This is a genomic window from Denitromonas ohlonensis, assembly GCF_007625205.1.
In the GTDB taxonomy this organism is placed as follows: Bacteria; Pseudomonadota; Gammaproteobacteria; order Burkholderiales; family Rhodocyclaceae; genus Nitrogeniibacter; species Nitrogeniibacter ohlonensis.
In genome coordinates, this window is record NZ_VMNI01000007.1 from 472,395 (window position 1) to 488,325 (window position 15,931).

18 protein-coding genes are annotated in these 15,931 nt (G+C 62.7%); 12 read left to right on the forward strand and 6 right to left on the reverse strand.

What is annotated here, in order from left to right; all coding sequences use genetic code 11:
- The 10 genes from bamA to FHP89_RS09500 all read left to right on the forward strand — a co-directional run bounded on the left by bamA (position 1) and on the right by FHP89_RS09500 (position 8,777).
- Positions 1-2,292, forward strand: a complete 2,292-nt coding sequence (gene bamA, locus FHP89_RS09455) for an outer membrane protein assembly factor BamA (RefSeq protein WP_144173548.1) — start codon at positions 1-3, stop codon at positions 2,290-2,292.
- Positions 2,293-2,324: 32 nt separating this feature from the next.
- Positions 2,325-2,828, forward strand: a complete 504-nt coding sequence (locus tag FHP89_RS09460) for an OmpH family outer membrane protein (protein ID WP_144173550.1) — start codon at positions 2,325-2,327, stop codon at positions 2,826-2,828.
- A gap of 19 nt (positions 2,829-2,847) precedes the next feature.
- Positions 2,848-3,870 carry a UDP-3-O-(3-hydroxymyristoyl)glucosamine N-acyltransferase gene (gene lpxD, locus FHP89_RS09465; RefSeq protein WP_391525577.1) on the forward strand — a complete coding sequence of 341 codons (1,023 nt, stop codon included), beginning with the start codon at positions 2,848-2,850 and terminating at the stop codon, positions 3,868-3,870.
- Complete coding sequence (fabZ, locus tag FHP89_RS09470; protein ID WP_144173555.1) at positions 3,867-4,313, forward strand: 3-hydroxyacyl-ACP dehydratase FabZ; 447 nt, start codon at positions 3,867-3,869, stop codon at positions 4,311-4,313. Before lpxD ends, fabZ begins: the two co-directional genes overlap by 4 nt.
- Entirely contained in the window at positions 4,310-5,080 is a 771-nt protein-coding gene (gene lpxA / locus FHP89_RS09475) for an acyl-ACP--UDP-N-acetylglucosamine O-acyltransferase (RefSeq protein WP_144173557.1), read from the forward strand. Before fabZ ends, lpxA begins: the two co-directional genes overlap by 4 nt.
- Positions 5,081-5,083: 3 nt before the next feature.
- Complete coding sequence (gene lpxB, locus FHP89_RS09480; protein WP_144173560.1) at positions 5,084-6,244, forward strand: lipid-A-disaccharide synthase; 1,161 nt, start codon at positions 5,084-5,086, stop codon at positions 6,242-6,244.
- A complete protein-coding gene (rnhB, locus tag FHP89_RS09485) occupies positions 6,231-6,830 on the forward strand; it encodes a ribonuclease HII (RefSeq protein WP_144173804.1) in 600 nt (199 codons plus the stop codon). Before lpxB ends, rnhB begins: the two co-directional genes overlap by 14 nt.
- Positions 6,831-6,834: 4 nt before the next feature.
- A complete protein-coding gene (locus FHP89_RS09490; RefSeq protein WP_144173563.1) occupies positions 6,835-7,290 on the forward strand; it encodes a CopD family protein in 456 nt (151 codons plus the stop codon).
- Complete coding sequence (locus FHP89_RS09495) at positions 7,287-8,072, forward strand: TrmH family RNA methyltransferase (RefSeq protein WP_144173564.1); 786 nt, start codon at positions 7,287-7,289, stop codon at positions 8,070-8,072. Before FHP89_RS09490 ends, FHP89_RS09495 begins: the two co-directional genes overlap by 4 nt.
- Positions 8,073-8,273: 201 nt before the next feature.
- Positions 8,274-8,777 carry a hypothetical protein gene (locus FHP89_RS09500; RefSeq protein WP_144173565.1) on the forward strand — a complete coding sequence of 168 codons (504 nt, stop codon included), beginning with the start codon at positions 8,274-8,276 and terminating at the stop codon, positions 8,775-8,777.
- 155 nt (positions 8,778-8,932) lie between these two features.
- Here the strand turns inward: FHP89_RS09500 and bioD are convergent, their stop codons facing one another.
- From bioD to bioA, 5 genes are read right to left on the reverse strand one after another with little or no spacing between them, the layout of a single operon-like run.
- Complete coding sequence (gene bioD, locus FHP89_RS09505) at positions 8,933-9,610, reverse strand: dethiobiotin synthase (protein ID WP_144173566.1); 678 nt, start codon at positions 9,608-9,610, stop codon at positions 8,933-8,935.
- Positions 9,610-10,395, reverse strand: coding sequence for a malonyl-ACP O-methyltransferase BioC (gene bioC / locus FHP89_RS09510; RefSeq protein WP_144173567.1), 786 nt, complete (start codon positions 10,393-10,395; stop codon positions 9,610-9,612). The genes bioD and bioC overlap by 1 nt, the downstream gene beginning before the upstream one ends.
- Complete coding sequence (locus tag FHP89_RS09515; protein WP_144173568.1) at positions 10,388-11,131, reverse strand: alpha/beta fold hydrolase; 744 nt, start codon at positions 11,129-11,131, stop codon at positions 10,388-10,390. Before FHP89_RS09515 ends, bioC begins: the two co-directional genes overlap by 8 nt.
- A complete protein-coding gene (gene bioF, locus FHP89_RS09520) occupies positions 11,128-12,297 on the reverse strand; it encodes an 8-amino-7-oxononanoate synthase (protein ID WP_222105345.1) in 1,170 nt (389 codons plus the stop codon). The genes FHP89_RS09515 and bioF overlap by 4 nt, the downstream gene beginning before the upstream one ends.
- Positions 12,297-13,616 carry an adenosylmethionine--8-amino-7-oxononanoate transaminase gene (bioA, locus tag FHP89_RS09525; protein ID WP_144173570.1) on the reverse strand — a complete coding sequence of 440 codons (1,320 nt, stop codon included), beginning with the start codon at positions 13,614-13,616 and terminating at the stop codon, positions 12,297-12,299. The genes bioF and bioA overlap by 1 nt, the downstream gene beginning before the upstream one ends.
- Positions 13,617-13,773: 157 nt before the next feature.
- Between bioA and yaaA the strand changes: the two genes are divergently transcribed.
- Both yaaA and FHP89_RS09535 read left to right on the forward strand, forming a co-directional pair.
- On the forward strand, positions 13,774-14,556 hold the full coding sequence (gene yaaA / locus FHP89_RS09530; RefSeq protein WP_144173571.1) for a peroxide stress protein YaaA: 783 nt from the start codon (positions 13,774-13,776) through the stop codon (positions 14,554-14,556).
- Positions 14,557-14,576: 20 nt separating this feature from the next.
- Positions 14,577-15,710 (forward strand): M14 family metallopeptidase, encoded by a 1,134-nt coding sequence (locus tag FHP89_RS09535; protein ID WP_260851542.1) that lies wholly within the window; start codon positions 14,577-14,579, stop codon positions 15,708-15,710.
- A gap of 17 nt (positions 15,711-15,727) precedes the next feature.
- Here FHP89_RS09535 and FHP89_RS09540 read toward each other — a convergent pair whose 3' ends face one another.
- Complete coding sequence (locus FHP89_RS09540) at positions 15,728-15,913, reverse strand: hypothetical protein (RefSeq protein ID WP_144173573.1); 186 nt, start codon at positions 15,911-15,913, stop codon at positions 15,728-15,730.
- Positions 15,914-15,931: the final 18 nt, after the last annotated feature.

The window sequence follows — 15,931 nt, forward strand, 5'->3', positions numbered from 1 at the left end:
ATGAAACTGAAGCTTCTTTCCGGGCTGCTTGCCGCCCTGTACGTGGCCGCACCCGCGTTCGCGTTTGACACCTTTGTCGTCAAGGATATTCGCGTTGAAGGCATTCAGCGAACCGAAGCCGGCACGGTGTTTACCTATCTGCCGGTCAAAGTCGGCGACCGCTTTTCCGAAGGCCAGGCCAAGGAATCGATCCGTGCGCTGTTTGCGACCGGCTTCTTCGACGATGTCCGCATCGAAGTTGAAAACGATGTGCTCGTTGTCGTTGTCGACGAACGCCCCGCAGTGGCGCAAATCGATTTCTCCGGCGTCAAGGAGTTCGACAAGGAGGCTCTGAAAAAGGGTCTGAAAGACGTTGGCTTGGGCGAGTCGAGAATTTTCGATCGATCCGTGCTTGAGCGTGCCGAGCAAGAGCTCAAGCGGCAGTATCTGACGCGCGGCAAATACGCCGCGACGGTGCAAACCACGGTCACGCCACTGGAGCGCAATCGTGTGGCGGTCCGCTTCGATGTGGAAGAAGGCGATGTCGCCAAAATCCGCCAGATCAAGATTGTTGGTGCAAGCTTGTTCGAGGAAGAGGACCTGGTTGATCTCTTCGAACAGACCACGCCTGGCTGGCTGACCTGGTACACCAAGTCCGACCAGTACTCGAAGCAGAAGCTGTCTGGCGACCTTGAAACACTTCGCTCGTTCTATCTGAACCAGGGTTACCTGGATTTCAGCATCGATTCGACGCAGGTATCGATCACGCCCGACAAAAAGGACATTTACATCACCATCGCGATTACCGAAGGGGCGAAGTACTCCGTTTCCGCGGTGACCCTGACGGGCGATCTGATCCTGCCGGACGAGGTTTACAAAGACATCGTGACCGTCAAGGCGGGCGATGTGTTTTCGCGCGAAGCGCTGACCAACACCAACAAGGCCATCACCGACCGCCTGGGTAACGAGGGCTACGCCTTTGCCAACGTGAACGCAGCCCCGGAAGTGGATCGCGAGAAGCACGAGGTCGCCTTCACGATTTTTGTTGATCCGGGCAAGCGGGTCTATGTTCGCCGCATCAACGTGGAAGGCAACGATCGCACGCGCGACGAAGTCGCTCGACGTGAAATGCGCCAGATGGAAGGCGCCTGGTACGACGGCGAAAAGATCAACAAATCCAAGGTTCGCCTGGATCGTCTCGGCTTCTTCGAAGAAGTTGCCGTGCAGACGCCGGCGGTGCCGGGCACGACTGACCAGGTGGATGTGAACTTCAAGGTCAAGGAACGCCAGACCGGCAACCTGTCCTTGGGTGTCGGCTTTTCGAGTTCGGACAGCGTGGTGTTGTCAGCCGCGGTGGCGCAGCAGAACCTGTTTGGTTCGGGCAACGCGTTGAATCTGCAACTCAACACCAGTGCCAGCACGCGGACCTACTCGCTGTCCTATACCAATCCGTATTACACAGTGGATGGCATCAGTCGTGGTTTCGATGTCTATCACCGCACCTATGATGCCGACACGCTGGATCTGGCGCGCTACAAGACCGCATCGACCGGTTTGGGTCTTCGGTATGGCTTCCCGATCGCCGAAGACGATCGCATCAACGTTGGCCTGACGGTTGACCGTACCGAGGTGACCACGTTTGATGACAGCCCGGTGCAATACAAGGAATTCGTGACCGCCTTCGGGAATGAGGCAACCAGTTTGCTGGGGTCTATCAGTTGGTCGCGCGATGGTCGTGACAGCCTGATTTACCCGCGTAAAGGTATGTATCAGCGTGCCTTCATGGAAGTCGCCATTCCGCCGGCTGAGCTGCGCTATGTCAAAGCGTCGTACCAGCATCAGTACTGGCTGCCGATTGGTCAGGATTCGGCCTTCATGCTGAACGGCGAAGTAGGTTGGGCGGTTGGCTACGGCGGCAAGCCCTTGCCCTTCTTCAAGAACTTCTACGCGGGCGGCATCGGATCGGTGCGTGGCTTCAAGCAAAGCTCGCTCGGTCCGAGAATCCTCAACACCGATGGCGACCTCGATTCGGTCGGCGGCAATCGACGCCTGATCGCAAATGCGGAATACTATTTCCCCTTGCCGGGCACCGGTCGAGATCGTAGTTTCCGACTGTCGGCTTTCGTTGATGTCGGTAATGTCTGGGGTCAAGATGAGAAGCTCGAATTCACCGAGCTGCGCTATAGTGCCGGCCTTGGATTCTCCTGGAGTTCGCCGATCGGGCCGCTGAAGCTCAGCGTAGGCTTCCCGCTCAAGAAGGAAGAAGACGACAAGATCCAGCGGTTCCAGTTCCAGTTGGGTTCGGTGTTTTAACCCGGACTCCCGGTCATGATTCGGAGGTTTGCGTGAAGGTTTCCCGTTTTTCAGTCTTTGTGTTTGCAGCCCTGATGCTGGGTGCCGGTTCTGCCATGGCGCAGGCGCGGATTGGGTTCGTCAATTCCGAGCGCGTCATGCGCGAGGCGGGGCCTGCCGTCCAGGCACAGCAGCGCCTTGAAAAGGAATTCGCCAAGCGTGATGGCGAATTGCAAAGTATCTCCAAGGAGCTGCAGGCGATGCAGAGCAACCTGGAGAAGAACAGTCTGACCATGCCTGAGGCTGAGCGCCGCAAAAAAGAGCGTGAGTTCGGCGAGCTCAGTCGTGATTTTCAGCGTCGTCAGCGCGAGTTTCGTGAAGACCTGAACCAGCGCCGCAACGAGGAGCTGGCAACCGTGCTCGATCGTGCCAACAAGGTGGTCAAGAAGATCGCCGAGGCCGAAAAGTACGACATCATTTTCCAGGAAGCGGTCTACGCCAGCCCAAGCATCGACATCACCGACAAAGTGATCAAGGCGCTTGCTGAGAATCAGTGAGCGTGAGCTCATGGCGTCAATGCGTATTGATGAGATTGTCGGCCGCCTTGGCGGAGAATTGCTGGGCGCGCCCGATACACTGATCCGGGCGCTGGCGCCGCTTGAATCCGCCGGGCCGGAAGACATCAGTTTTCTGGCCAATCCGAAGTACCGCAAACAACTCGATACGACCGCCGCTGCCGCCGTTATCGTGAGCGGCGGTTTGACGCCACCCTCTGGCAAGACGTATATCGTCTGCGAATCGCCGTATCTCTATTTTGCACGTGTGGCCCAGCTGTTACACCCCGAGTCGCTACCGGTGCCTGGCGTCGCGGCGTCTGCCAGTGTTCAGAGTGTTATCCCGGCTTCGACCTGTGTCGAGGCGGGCGCGCATATCGCAGAATCGGTGGTGCTGGGCGAGCATGTTTTTGTCGGCGCCGGGACGGTTGTCGGTCGCGGCGTGCGGATTGGCAAGGGCACGCGACTGCACGCCAATGTCACCATCTATGCGGACTGCGAAATCGGCTCTGATTGCCGGATTCATTCCGGCGCCGTGATTGGTGCCGATGGTTTCGGTTATGCCCGTGAGAAAGACGGCCGCTGGGTCAAGATTCCGCAAAGCGGTCGTGTGGTCATTGGCAATGAGGTTGAAATCGGAGCCAACACCACGATTGACCGCGGCGCGATGGACGATACCGTGATCGCCGACGGCGTCAAGCTGGACAATCAGATCCAGATCGCCCACAACGTGAAGATCGGTGCCATGACAGCCATCGCGGGTTGCGTGGGCATTGCAGGCAGCACTCGCATTGGCGCGCGGTGCATGATTGGCGGTCAGGCGGGCATCATCGGCCATCTCGACATTACCGATGATGTGGTGGTGTCTGCCGGCACGCTCGTGACAAAATCAATTCGAAAACCCGGCGTTTATACCGCGAATCTGCCCCTGCAACCGCATGGTGACTGGGTGCGAGAGTTTTCGCATCTGCGCCATCTCGACGCTATGGCAGCACGGATTCGCGAACTTGAAAAACGACTGGACAAGGGAGACACCTCGTCGTGACCACACTCGATATCAATGAAATTGTGAAGTATCTACCACACCGCTATCCGTTCCTGCTGGTGGACCGGGTGATTGAACTGGAGGAGGGCAAGCGCGTGGTGGCGATCAAGAATGTCACCATAAACGAGCCGTTTTTCCCCGGTCACTTCCCGAACCACCCGGTCATGCCCGGCGTGTTGATCGTCGAAGCCATGGCGCAGGCGGCCGCCGTGTTGTCATTCAAGACCATGGGCGTCATGCCCGATGAAAACTCGCTGGTGCTGTTTGCCGGCATCGACAATGTCCGCTTCAAGCGGCCGGTGACGCCGGGTGACCAGCTGGTGATGGAAGTCGAGATCGTCAACAGCAAGCGCAACATCTACAAATACCATGGTGTCGCCCGGGTCGATGGCCTGGTCGCCGCCGAGGCCGACCTGATGTGCGCGCTCAAGACCAAGTCATGATCCATTCGACGGCAATCATTCATCCTGACGCGAAGCTGGCGGATGGGGTCAGTGTTGGCGCGTACAGCATCATCGGTCCCCATGTGGAGGTCGGTGCGGATACGCGAATCGGCCCGCATGTCGTCATCGAAGGTCACACTCGTATTGGACGAGAGAACGAGATCTTCCAGTTCTGTTCGATCGGTGGAAGCCCGCAGGACAAGAAGTACGACGACGAGCCCACACGGCTTGAAATCGGCGACCGGAACACCATCCGTGAGTACTGCTCTTTCAATGTCGGCACCTCGCAAGACGTCGGCGTGACGCGCATTGGCAGCGACAACTGGATCATGGCCTACGTGCATGTTGCCCATGATTGTCAGGTCGGTGACCACACCATTTTTGCCAACAATGCGACGCTGGCCGGTCATGTTCATGTCGGTGATTGGGCGATTCTTGGCGGCTTTACCGGCGTGCATCAGTTTGTGCGCGTCGGCGCTCACTCGTTCTGTGGTGTCAGCACCGTGTTGCTGCAGGATCTGCCGCCGTATGTGACGGTGTCCGGCAATCCCTCGCGCCCGCATGGGATCAACAGCGAAGGCTTGAAACGACGCGGGTATTCGTCCGAGTCCATCATGGCGATCAAGCGCGCGTATCGTGCGCTCTATCGTTCTGGTCTGAGCCTGGAAGAGGCGCGTAAAGTCATTGCCGAGGCCGCGGTAGAACACGAGGCGGTCAAACCATTTTCGGACTTTATCGCGGTCTCCAGCCGCGGGATTGTGCGCTGAGTCATGGGCCCTCGCATCGCCCTGGTCGCGGGCGAAGCCTCTGGTGACCTGCTTGCCAGTCATCTGATCGCCGCGCTGACGTCACGCCAGCCCGAGTTGCGCTGTGAAGGCATCGGCGGCCCAAAGATGGAGGCTGTCGGTTTCGATGCCTGGTGGCCGTACGACCGCCTTGCCGTGCATGGCTATGTCGACGCGCTGAAGCGCTATCGCGAATTGTCCCGAATGCGCCGAGCCTTGCTCGCTCGACTGCTCAAGGATCCGCCAGATGTGTTCATCGGTGTGGATGCCCCGGACTTCAACCTCTGGCTTGAACAGCAGTTGCGTCGCCGCGGTGTTCACACCGTGCACTTTGTCAGCCCCTCGATCTGGGCCTGGCGTGGCGGACGCATCAAACGGATCCGGGCGGCGATTGATCACATGCTCTGTCTGTTTCCGTTCGAGCCCGCCATCTACGAAGCGGCCGATGTGCCGGCGACCTATGTCGGGCATCCACTCGCGGACACCTTCCCGCTCGTGCCGAACAAGCAGGAAGCCCGGGAGCGCCTTCATCTGCCCCATGCAGCACCCGTCTTCGCGCTCCTCCCTGGCAGCCGGGAGTCGGAGGTGGCCAATCTCGCCCCCTTGTTCATCGATACCGCCAAGTACTTGCTGTCGCGCTATCCTGACGCCCGTTTTCTCGTGCCTTTGGCGACACGCGAAACGCGGGTGATTTTCGAGCAGGCGCAATACGCGGCCGACGCGCGTGACTTGCCGCTGAGCCTGTTGTTCGGTCACGCGGTCGATGCCATGACCGCGGCTGACGTCGTCCTCGTGGCCAGTGGCACCGCGTCACTGGAGGCCGCGTTACTCAAGCGCCCGATGGTGATTGCTTATCGCATGGGCGATTTCCAGTACCGCATGATGAAGCGCATGGCCTATCTGCCGTGGGTCGGTTTGCCCAACATTCTATGCAACGAAGGTGTCGTTCCAGAGATGCTGCAAGACAACGCGACACCCGAGGCGCTGGGCGAAGCGCTTGCGCGCTGGTACGACGACACCGACGCGCGGCATGCGCTCGCTGATCGATTTACCGCTTTGCACCACCGGCTGCGCCAGGACACCGCACAGCGTGCCGCCGACATCATTCTGCCGCTGCTCGGATCGCGCCATCATGACAACCCCTGACCCTCGCTTGATCTGCGGTGTTGATGAAGCGGGGCGTGGCCCCTTGTGTGGCTCGGTGGTCGCGGCCGCGGTCATTCTCGATCCGGCCCGACCGATCGACGGCTTGGCAGACTCAAAGAAATTGACCGAGAAGCGGCGCGAACAGCTTGCGCCGATCATCCGTGAACGTGCGCTGGCCTGGGCCGTGGCGGAGGCGAGTGTCGAAGAAATTGACCGCCTCAATATCCTTCATGCCACCATGTTGGCCATGAAGCGCGCGGTCGAAGCGCTTCAGATCGCGCCGGACGAGGTGCTGATCGACGGGAATCGCTGCCCGCAGATTGCCTATCCGGTGCAGGCGATTGTCAAGGGCGACTCGCTGGTGGCTGCGATCTCTGCGGCATCGATCCTCGCCAAGACCGGGCGCGATGCGCAAATGCTCGCGCTCGATGCGCTTCATCCGCAGTATGGGCTGGCCTCGCACAAAGGTTATCCCACCGCAGCGCATCTGGCGGCGATCCGTCAACACGGGGTGAAAGACTTTTACCGTAAAAGCTTCGGGCCGGTCCGGGCGGTCTGGTTGAATCCTCCTTTGTTCGAGACCTGACACCATGAATGTGCCGCACGTTTTCCTCTTCTTCCATTTGTTGGCCGTCATCATCTGGGTTGGCGGCATGGCCTTTGCCTACCTGTGTTTGCGCCCGGCGGCCGGTATCTTGTCCCCACCGGATCGGCTGCGTTTATGGCAGGGCGTGTTTTCTCGCTTTTTTCCGATGGTCTGGGTCGCGGTTGCAGCCATCCTCGTAACCGGCTTTGGCGGCCTGATCAATGTGGGTTTTGCAAACGCCCCGCGGGCCTGGCACATCATGATGAGTGTCGGCTTGGTGATGATCCTCATCTACGCCTACGTCTGGTTTGTGCCGTGGCAGGCGCTCAAGCGTGCCGTCGCCGCCGAGCGCTGGCCCGACGGCGCCGCGGCACTGGGACGAATTCGCCAGGCTGTGGCCGTCAATACCAGTCTGGGGCTGCTCAACGTGGCGGTCGCGACGCTCGGCTTGGCCGCATGATCGCGATTCAGTCGCGCGACAATCCGCTGGTCAAGCGCATTCATGCGCTGTCGACCTCGGGTCGCGAGCGACGAAAAACCGGCTTGACCGTTCTCGACGGCGCGCATCTGATGGCGGCCGCGCTTGATGCGGGCATCGTGTTCACCCAGATCGTGGTGAGCGAAACCGGCCTGGCGAGAGAAGAGCATCAGGCGCTGATCGCGCGGGTGGGCGCGCAGTGCCCGGTCGCCTGTCTGCCCGATCCGCTTTTCGCACATGTCAGCGCGGTAGAATCTCCCTCCGGCCTGCTGGCCCTCATGGCTATGCCCGCGCTTGATGTGTCGCCGGCCATGGTCAATGGTTCGCTGATCGTGCTCGACACGGTGCAGGACGCAGGCAATCTGGGGACCTTGCTGCGAACCGCGTCCGCCGCGGGCATCCGCCTCGCGTTGTTGACCGAGGGCTGCGCGCAGGCGTGGTCGCCGCGTGTTTTGCGCGCCGGCATGGGCGCGCATTTTCAGATGCAGGTGCTCGAACACGTCGACGTTGAAACCGCACTGGCCGGCTACACCGGAAGGATTGCGGCGACGGTGCTGGGCGCCAACAGCCAGTCGCTTTTCGCTCTCGACCTTGGCGGCCCGACCGCCTGGCTGTTCGGCGCCGAGGGGCAGGGGCTGTCCGATGCACTGAAAAGTCTGGCCACCACCCATGTGCACATCCCGATGCCGGGACAGCTTGAATCGCTCAATGTCGCGGCGGCGGCAGCGATCTGCTTGTTCGAGCAGGTGCGCCAAAACGGCTGATCTGCTGGTGGACGTGTGAGATGTGTCACATCGCCGGGCGCGATTGCGGCGTGATGTGTCAGGTTTTGTGACGAACTGCCGTGAATGTCTGTGTAGAGTTGAAGATCCTTACGAAAGTACTAGTAGAAGCTTTTACTGTGGCACGCCAATAGACGGAAGAATCCGCGCGGCGTGCAGCAGATCCACACCTGGAGACAAACGATGATGCAAGCCTATGCCAAGACGGCAAAAGGCGTGGCGGAGGTCGAAACGCGCGCCGACCGCCTCAAGCCCGCGCTCCGACGACTATTGATTCTGGTCGACGGAAAAAAACCCCTGGATGCACTCAAATCGATGATCGGCAACGATGCGATCGATGAACCACTGACACAGCTCGTGGAAGGTGGCTACATCGAGGCGATCGAGGCCGCCAATGACGCGGCGGCGGATCTGCCGGGGAGCAGCCCGCCGGCGTTTGATGTGGCCATGCTGCCGGCCGAGCGCGATGCCAAGGCGCTGGACAAGGCCCGGAATTACATGATCAACACGCTCAAGCATTTTCACGGCCCCTACACCAAACTGGACCTGATGCGCTTGGTTCAAGCCAGTGAAACCCATGCGCAGTTGCGCACGCACTACGCCGATTGGTTGCGCTGCATGCATGAATCGACCATGGCCGAGCGCCGGCTGAATGATCTGAACCGGGAGCTGTTCGAGGTTCTCTAGGTGAGTAGGCAGGCCTGTGGATCGGCCCGGCCGACGGTGGTGGCGTGAGGGGTGCCATCCGACGCTCGTGAGCGCGGCCAGCGTGCGCTGCCGATCACATCATGTCGAGGTCTGCGCCTGATGTCGCGCGGTTGCAGGTTGCGGCGAGCGGTGTGTCAGCGCGAAGGCGCTGGCAAAACCAGCGCTTGAACCGTCGCGGCGTCGCCGTCGCGATGGAACGGGACATGACCGAGACAGGGCGCGCCCAGATGCTGCTGTAGGGCATAGAGATTCTCGGTTATGCGCTGCATGTCCGGATCAATCTGGTTGGCAACCCACCCGGCCAGGCTCAGGCCGCGTGCGGCGATCGCCTCGGCGGTCAGCAGGGCGTGGTTGATGCAGCCCAGACGCATGCCCACGACGAGAATGATCGGCAGCCCCAGCGCGACCGCCAGATCGGCCGTGTCGAAGGTGTCGGTCAGCGGCACCCGAAAGCCGCCCACGCCTTCGATCAGCACCAGATCGGCTTGTGTCGAGAGTCGGCCAAACGCGTCGAGAATCTTGTCGGGTTCGATCCGAACGCCTTCGCTGGCCGCCGCAATATGCGGCGCGACGGCGGTGCGCAGGCAAATCGGATTGAGATCGGCGAGGCCCGGGTCGAAGCTCCCCGCGGCACGCAACTGCGCCGCATCCTCATTGAGCCATTCGTCTCCCACGCGCTCGGCCCCGGCAGCAACCGGCTTCATCGCGATGGCGCTCAGGCCGGCGCGGCGGGCGGTGTGGAGCAGGGCACAGGTGATGAAGGTCTTGCCAATCTCGGTGTCAGTGCCGGCAATAAAATAGGCGGTGGCCATCAGGCAGTCCTTTGCAACGCGAGCAGAATCACATCATAGGTGGCGGGCAAGCACGCGTCTGCACGGCGATGTTGTTCATAGGTGCGCTCCAGTTGCCGCCACGCCGACTTGCCCAGCGGTTTGCGCCGGCGCCCGCTGCCCACTTGATGTGCGCCGATGGCTTTGATGTCTTTCAGTAGCTGGCGGAGGCTGTCAGCCGTCGCCGCGGTGGGCGATTGCCGCGTCGCGCAGATCTGAAAACCGGCCTGAATGGCGGACTGTCGCCAGGTATCAATCGTGTGAAAGCCAATGACATGTTCGGCGTCGTCGATGCCGCGAAAGGCGTCGCGCAGCTCCCACAGCGTATGGGGTCCGAGCGTGGTGATCCATGCCAGACCCCCCGGCTTGAGAACGCGGCCAAGCTCCGCCAGCGCGCGGCCCGGATTGCACCATTGCACGGCGAGGCTGGACCAGACGACATCGATCGATTCGCTGGCCAGCGGCAGTGATTCGAGATCGCCGCACACCCGGTGTTGGCGGGGATGACACGGATGGCGCGCGAGCATGCCGGGGGCGAAATCGAGTGCCAGTGTGTTGGCGGGCTTGAGCCAGTCAATCAGTTCGACGGCGCCTGTGCCCGTGCCGCAGCCCGCGTCGAGCAGGCAGCCGACCGGGCCTTGGGGCGAATGGGTTTTGGCCAGCGCGAGGAGTTGGGCGCAGATGTCGCGTTGCACCGCGGCGGCAGCATCGTAGGTGGGCGCGGCGCGGTCGAATGCTGCGCGAACGTGGCGCTTGCGCTCAGTCATTGGCGAAGCTGTCGAGCAGGCAAGCGCAGTCGGCGGTACGCGATAAAAACGGTGCGTGCCCGGCGTCGGCAAACTCGGAGTAGCGTGCGTCGGGCAGCGATTCGGCCATCAGGCGAGCGGCGTCGGCGGGCATCAGCGCGTCGTTCGCGCCATGGAGCAGGCGCACGGGACAGGTGATCCCGGCGAGTGAGTCGCGCAGGTCGGTTTGCGCCAGAATGGCCAGGCCATCGGCGAGTCGGGCGGCATTCTCGGCGTTGACGGCGACCAGCGCAGCATTGAGCTGCCGCGTCACCTCGCGGCGCGCGGCATCGCCCAGCGCCTGCAGCGCGACAAAGCGGCGCTGAGTCTTGTCGGGCTCGGCGGCGAAGTCAGCGCAAAAACCATCGACCACCTCGGCGCTCAGGGCGCTCGGCCAGTCGGGCCGCTGCACGAAGCACGGGCTGGCGCCGATCAGGGCGATGCGCTCGACCTTGGCGGGATGGCGACGCGCCAGATCCAGCGCCACCAGTGCACCCAGCGACCAGCCGCAGACCAGCGCACCATCGGGCAAGTCGGCGACGAGGGCATCGGTCCACGCGGCAAGCGTGGCGTTTTCGGGCGTGGGCGCGGTGTCGGCGTGACCGGGGAGCGCGGGGGTAAAACACGGCCAGGCGGGGTCGAGCTGCGCGCGAAGCGGCTGCCACACCGAGGGGGTCAAGCCCCAGCCGTGGAGCAGTACAAGGGGCGGGCGACTCATTGCAAGGCTTCGATCCGGAGGAGGTTGTCAGTCAATCGGGTGATGTCGCCGGTCGTATGGGCGGCGCTGAGCGAGATGCGCAGCCGTGCTGTGCGTGGCGGGACGGTCGGCGGGCGGATCGCAGGCACCCACAGGCCTGTGTCCCACAAGGCCGTGGCGGCGCCAAGCGCGGCGGCATTATCGCCGATTTTGATCGGCTGGATGGGCGTGGATGAGGGCATCAGCTGCCACCGGCGCAGGGGCAGGGCGCCTCGCAGTTGGTGTTGAAGCGCGACGAGGCGGGCGCGCAAGGCGTCGCCGTGTTCGATCAGGTCGATGGCGGTGAGCAGCGCATGCGCCAGAGCCGGCGGCGAGCCGGTGGTGAAGATGTAGGTGCGCATGGTCTGCATCAGCCACTCGACCACGTCGGCGTGCCCTGCCACAAAAGCGCCCGATAGGCCCGCGGCCTTGCCGAGTGTGCCGACCACCAGCAAACGCCAGTGCGCCAGCCCGGCAGCGGCCAGGGCGCCCCGGCCTTGCGGGCCGAGCACACCGAAACCGTGGGCGTCGTCGACCAGCAGCCAGGCGTCGTGTGCTTCTGCCAGCGCGAGCAGTTCGGTCAGCGGGGCGATGTCGCCGTCCATGCTGAACACACTGTCGGTAATGATGAGTTTTCGGCGGGCGGTGCTGTTGGTGAGCAGGCGGGCCAGGGCCTCGGTGTCGCCATGTGCGTAGCGGTGGTGCTCGGCGCGGCTGAGCAGGGCACCGTCGACCAGTGAGGCGTGGTTGAGGCGATCGGCAAAAATGGCATCGCCACGGCCAACCAGCGCGGCGGCCACGCCCATGTTCACCATGTAGCCGGTCGAAAACACCAGCGCGCGTTCGCAGCCGGTGAACTCGGCCAGCCGGGCTTCGAGGCGCTCGTGTACCGAGTAGTGGCCGCTGACCAGATGCGAGGCGCCCGAGCCGCCGCCCCAACGCGCGGTGCCTTCGGCAATGGCGGCGGCGAGCGCAGGATGCGCGGCAAGGCCGAGGTAGTCGTTGCTGCAAAACGACAGCATCTCGCGGCCATCGACCACTGCGTGGGGGCCGCAAGGCGTGTCCAGCGTGCGACGACGGCGGATGAGTGCGCGCGAGTCGCGATCGGCCAGCTCGCCGCGCAGATGTTCCAGCAAACTCATCGCCATCAACCGATGCAGTGTTTCAGCGCCGCGGCGGCGCCGCCGACCAGGTGGGCGATGTCGTCGGCTTCGACGATGTAGGGCGGCATGAAATACACGGTGTTGCCGATCGGGCGCAGCAACACGCCCTGATCGAGCCCGGCGGCGAAAAAGCGTTGGCTGAACTCGCGTTCGACGGTATCGACATCAAAGGCGACGATCATGCCGCGCTGACGCAAATGGCGCACCGCCGGATGCTCGGCAAAGGCCTCGCGCGTGGCATCGCCCAGCAGCTCGGCGCGGGCCTTGTTGGTGTGGATGACATCGTCGGCCTTGAAGATGTCGAGCGTGGCCAGCGCGGCGCGGCAGGCCAGCGGGTTGCCGGTGTAGGAGTGCGAGTGCAGGAAGCCGCGGTGCACATCGTCATCGTAAAAGCAGTCGTAGATCGCATCGGTGCTGAGCACCAGCGACAGCGGCAGGTAGCCGCCCGAAATGCCTTTGGACAGGCACATCATGTCCGGCCAGATGCCGGCCTGCTCGCAGGCAAAAAAGCTTCCGGTGCGGCCACAGCCGACGGCGATTTCGTCGGCGATGAGGTGCACCCGATAGGTGTCGCACAGCTCACGGGCGCGGCGCAGGTAGTGCGGGTGATACATCGCCATGCCGACGGCGCCCTGCACCAGCGGCTCGACAATCAGCGCGGCGATTTCGTCATGGTGCTCGGCCAGATAGTGCTCCAGCGCCAGCGCGGCGCGTTCGGCCACGTCGGCGTCGGTCTCGCCGGGCTCGGCGTGGCGGGCGTCGGGGCTGGGCACCACGGTGCCGGCGCGCACCAGCGGGGCGTAGGCATCGCGGAAGAGGGCCACATCGGTGACTGCCAGCGCGCCCACCGTTTCGCCGTGATAGCTGCCGGCCAGGCTGATGAAGCGATCCTTGCCCGTCTCACCCTGGTTTCGCCAGGCATGCATGCTCATCTTGAGGGCGATTTCGGTGGCCGAAGCGCCGTCGGAGGCGTAGAACGCGTGGCCGAGCTGATGCCCGGTCAGCGCCGACAATCGCTCTGAGAGCTCGACCACCGGGGCATGGGTAAAGCCGGCGAGCATCACATGTTCTAGGGTTTCGAGCTGCTCGCAGATCGCGTCGTTGATGCGCGGGTTGCAGTGGCCGAACAGATTCACCCACCAGGCGCTCACGCCATCGAGAAAACGCCGGCCGGTGTCGTCGTACAGCCACACGCCTTCGCCACGGGTGATCGGCACCAGCGGCAAGGCTTCGTGGCTCTTCATCTGGGTGCACGGATGCCACACGGCGCGGCGTGAGCGGTCAAGCAGGCGGGATTGCGTCATGGGGATGGGCCGGAAGCTGCGGAATCGTTCAATACTCTGAAATCGCCGGGGCGCTGTCAAACCGGGTTTTGCGGCGGCACCGACAGGGCGTCGGCAGACAGCGCGTTGGCCGGGGCTTTTGCTACCATGAGCGCTTCCAAAGCACGACAGGCACGCCATGTATTTCGTTATTTCGCCCGCCAAATCGCTGGACTATGAAACGCCCGCGCCAAGCATCAAGCCGACCCAGCCCGCTTTTCTGGATGCGGCCGAGTCCCTCGTCGGGGTGATGCGCGATGTCACGCCTGCCGCGCTGGGCGAATTGATGCGCATCTCGGACAAGCTGGCCGCGCTGAACGTTGCCCGGTTCGCCGAGTGGTCACGCCCGTTCAACGCCAAGAACGCCAAGCCCTGCGTCTTCGCCTTCAATGGCGACGTCTATGACGGTCTTGACGCCGCCTCGCTGGACGCCGAGGGCGTGGCCTATGCGCAGCAACATTTGCGGATTCTGTCCGGCCTGTATGGCGTGCTGCGGCCGCTGGACCTGATGCAGGCCTATCGACTCGAAATGGGCACCCGATTGAAAACGCCCGCGGGCAAGAACCTCTACGAATTCTGGGGCGATCGGCCCACTGAAGCGATCAATGCGCTGCTCAAGAAGTCGTCCGATGCTGTGCTGATCAATCTCGCCTCGGAGGAGTATTTCAAGGTGATCCGGCCTGCCGCGCTCAAAGGGCGGCTGGTGACACCGGTGTTTGAAGACTGGAAGGGCGGGCGCTACAAGATCATCAGCTTCCATGCCAAGCGCGCGCGGGGTCAGATGGTGCGCTACGCAATCGACCATCGCTTGAGCGAGGTGGACGGGCTCAAGCAGTTTGATACCGACGGCTATGCGTTTGATGCCGCGGCGTCAGATGCGGATCGATGGGTGTTCCGCCGCCGCCAGGACGGCGTGCGCTGACAATCGGCAGGAGACAGAACGTGGGCGTACACATTAGCCAGGGTTTCGACAGTGGCAGTATCGAGGTGCTGAGCGCGGTGGCGCCGGACGCCATCCGTTTGCGCTTGCGCCCGGACAACGCGGCGAGCTTCTGCCAGTGGTTTCACTTTCGGGTGCATGACGTGGCCGGCGTGCCGCTGCGCATGGTGTTCGAAAACACCGCCGACGCAGCCTATCCCGAGGGCTGGCCGGATTACCACGCGGTGGCCTCATATGATCGCCGTGAATGGTTCCGGGTGCCCGGCACGCGCTTTGAAGATGGCCGTCTGATCATTGAGCACACGCCCGAACACAGCAACATCTACTACGCCTACTTCGAGCCCTACGCGCACGAGCGGCATCTCGATCTGCTCGGGCAGGCAGAGATGTCGCCCTATGCGCGGGTGCACACCCTGGGCGCGACGGTGGATGGCCGAAGTGTCGATTGTGTGGTCGTCGGAGCGCCGTCGCCTGAGCGCAAGCCGGTCTGGATCATCGCCCGACAGCACCCCGGCGAGACCATGGCCGAATGGTTTGTCGAAGGCTTGCTGGCGCGCTTGCTCGACAGCGCCGACCCGCTGGCGCGCAGGCTGCGTGAGCGAGCTTGTTTGTATATCGTGCCGAACATGAATCCGGACGGCGCGTCGCGCGGCAATTTGCGCACCAATGCGGCGGGGGCGAATCTCAACCGCGAATGGATGACGCCCACGGCCGCGCGCAGCCCCGAAGTGCTGTGCGTGCGCGAGCACATGGAAGCGACCGGCTGCGCGCTCTTCCTCGATATCCACGGGGATGAGTCCTTGCCCTACGTCTTTGTCGACGGCTCGGAGATGGTGCCCGGTGTGCCGCACAACATGGCGGCGCGGCAGGCGGTGTTTTTGTCAGCGCTTGCTGAGGCGAGCCCGGATTTCCAGACCGACGTGGGCTACACGCCCGACCGCTTTGGCGAGGAGATGCTGACGCTGGCCAGCAAATGGGTCGCGCACCGCTTCGGGTGTTTGTCGCTCACGCTCGAAATGCCGTTCAAGGACAACTGCTTGCTGCCCGATGCCCGGGTCGGCTGGAACGGTGAGCGCAGCAAGCGGCTGGGTGCCGCCATGCTGCAACCCATTCTGCGCGATTTACGAAGCGACTAGCAGCGCCGCTGGCAGGCTCAGGAGAACGCCGGGTGGCTGTTCAGCCACTGGACGGCGCGGGTGACGCTGCCGTTGATGCGGCTCACGGTGACGTCAATGTATTTTGCGAAGGTGGCGCTACGCAGTTCATGCGCCATCGCGATGTACTGCTGGGACGTGATCTTGGTGTTACTTGAACTGCCGGGGTTGGCGGTGCGTTTCATTTGTGCTGCTCCAGTTGC